3 protein-coding genes are annotated in these 2011 nt (G+C 58.5%); 2 read left to right on the top strand and 1 reads right to left on the bottom strand.

From position 1 onward, the window contains the following. Positions 1 to 548, top strand: a 548-nt coding sequence (locus HMPREF1138_RS03880) for an IS3 family transposase (RefSeq protein ID WP_039936778.1), incomplete at its 5' end; no start/stop codon positions are given. A gap of 16 nt (positions 549 to 564) precedes the next feature. On the opposite strand, the gene HMPREF1138_RS03875 is transcribed toward HMPREF1138_RS03880, so the two are convergent. Then, positions 565 to 1038 (bottom strand): P27 family phage terminase small subunit, encoded by a 474-nt coding sequence (locus HMPREF1138_RS03875; protein WP_009056784.1) that lies wholly within the window; start codon positions 1036 to 1038, stop codon positions 565 to 567. 97 nt (positions 1039 to 1135) lie between these two features. Between HMPREF1138_RS03875 and HMPREF1138_RS10650 the strand changes: the two genes are divergently transcribed. Further along, positions 1136 to 1948 (top strand): hypothetical protein, encoded by an 813-nt coding sequence (locus HMPREF1138_RS10650; RefSeq protein WP_009056781.1) that lies wholly within the window; start codon positions 1136 to 1138, stop codon positions 1946 to 1948. Positions 1949 to 2011: the final 63 nt, after the last annotated feature.

Raw genomic sequence — 2011 nt, 5'->3', positions numbered from 1 at the left:
CGCGCAAAGCCCACAAGCCCCGCACCGCACCACGCCTACAGCGCCTGGTTGAGGCTAGCGCTCCTGGGCAGGTGTGGGCCATTGATTTCCAGTTCGACTCGGACTGGAAGGGGCGCGTGTTCAAGGTCTGTAACGTTATCGATGAGTTCACCCGTCAACACCTGGCTTTCCGCGTTGAGCGGCGCATGGGAGCCGCCGACGTGATCGAAATGCTTGACCTGGCTGTCCTGGCACATGGGGCACCCCAGGTGCTAAGGGCCGATAACGGGCCCGAATTCATCGCCGCAGCCTTGGGGCGCTGGGCCAGCGAGCATAACACGCTCCAAGCGTTCATCCCACCGGGCCAGCCCTGGCATAACGGATTCGTGGAGTCCTTACACAACCGCATGCGCGACGAACTCCTCGAGGACAACATGTTCGAGGATCTCAACCACGCGCGCGCCCTGATTGGCGCCTGGTCCCACCGCTACAATGAAGAACACCCCCACAGCCCGCTAGGCTGGCTCTCACCCAACCAATACGCACGCCAATGGGCGCAACACCACTAATAACAACCAACAACCCTCAAACCGGTCCACAAAACCAGAACAGGCCAATCTCGTACCAATACACATTCGCCTGCTTTCCGAAACTCTGGGACATGGCGACAAACGGGCTGGCGATGGCAGCACCGGTGGTGGGGTGTTTGCCGAGCAGGCCGAACTTGGAGATCGCCTGCTCGCACTGCACATACCGGGCAAACGCCTGCGCATACGCCTCAATCAGGCGAGGCGCCACGAAATGGGAACAGCCACGTTGATCGAGCCACTGCCACGTCTCCCGATAGACGAGGTCAGCGCCAAGCGGTTTGCCGTCACGCTGAATCTCCGACAGATAGTCCGATGGTTCGGGCATCGTCTCCCCGGCACGCACCGCACCGTCGCCAATGTCATTACCTGCGAAGTCGAAGGGTTCGTTGAGCGGGTCTTCCAGGCGCGTGGCGGGGCGTCCGGCGGCGAGTTTCTCGCCCAGCGGGCCGGGCTTCGCGCCTGCACGCACGCGGTGTCCGCCCCTGTTGGTGCCATCTTTGACCGTGGGTCGCCTCCCCGCCGTAGAATCGTCATGATATCGGTACTGAAGTCCATGAGAGGTGTGAGTGGTTGAGTCTTTAAAACTATTCGTTCGGACCTACGTGTATTGGGTAGGGCTCATCCTCGGCTTCGCGGTAGTGCCCGGTTCTCTGCTCTTCACTGCTGAAGTCGCCCCGGTGAACACTCCATTGTGGCTTGCACCTTTCGCCGGGCTGCTGCTTTTTGTCATTGATCGGCCATCAACATGGGAGCCACCGCTCTGGCGAGCATTACTGATCCGAGTATTGGGTGCAGGATTTGCAGCCACCATGCTCATCGCGTTTGATGCAGTTGCTTCCACCCACTATGGATCTCAACACTGGAGTGAGACGCTCCTATCTTTCGGTCTCGGTTGGATTGTCTTCACGGTAGTAGCAGGACACATGCTCATGAGCAGCTCCGCCCGATTTGGCACACCTGCTCACACGATCAGGGACGCGATCCGTACCTACACGACATGGATAGGAATCTGCTTCGGGATTTTCTATATCCCCGCCGCGGGACTCTCCGCAGCTGGCACTCTTTTGATGGTTCTTCCGCTTTATGGAACCTTCCTCACCGGCCTGGTTCTTTTGATAGTTGACCCGCCACGACGATGGCCGCAACCGCGAGTGAAGGCACTGTGGATACGACTCTTGTCAAGCGGGGCAGCAGCATTACTACTTGTTGTCACGAACTCGTTCTATTACAGTACTCGCACACACGAGATTCTCGTCGTGGACTGGCAGGAAAACCTGGTCTTCTTCATGGGTGCTTGGGCGCTTTATTCCGCAGTGGCTGGGGCCAGGTATCTTACGCCTGGCCCCAGCCACGAAGCAGATGACAAACTCAGTAGATAAATTCAGCTAGAGCTTGACATGCTGCCCTCTTGGTTTCTTCGCTAGGCTCAACGCCCGAGTAGC

It is taken from the genome of Actinomyces sp. ICM58 (assembly GCF_000283035.1).
Classification (GTDB): Bacteria; Actinomycetota; Actinomycetes; order Actinomycetales; family Actinomycetaceae; genus Pauljensenia.
The sequence above is the reverse complement of the archived record's forward strand: the minus strand, read 5'-3'. Positions and strand labels throughout refer to the sequence as shown.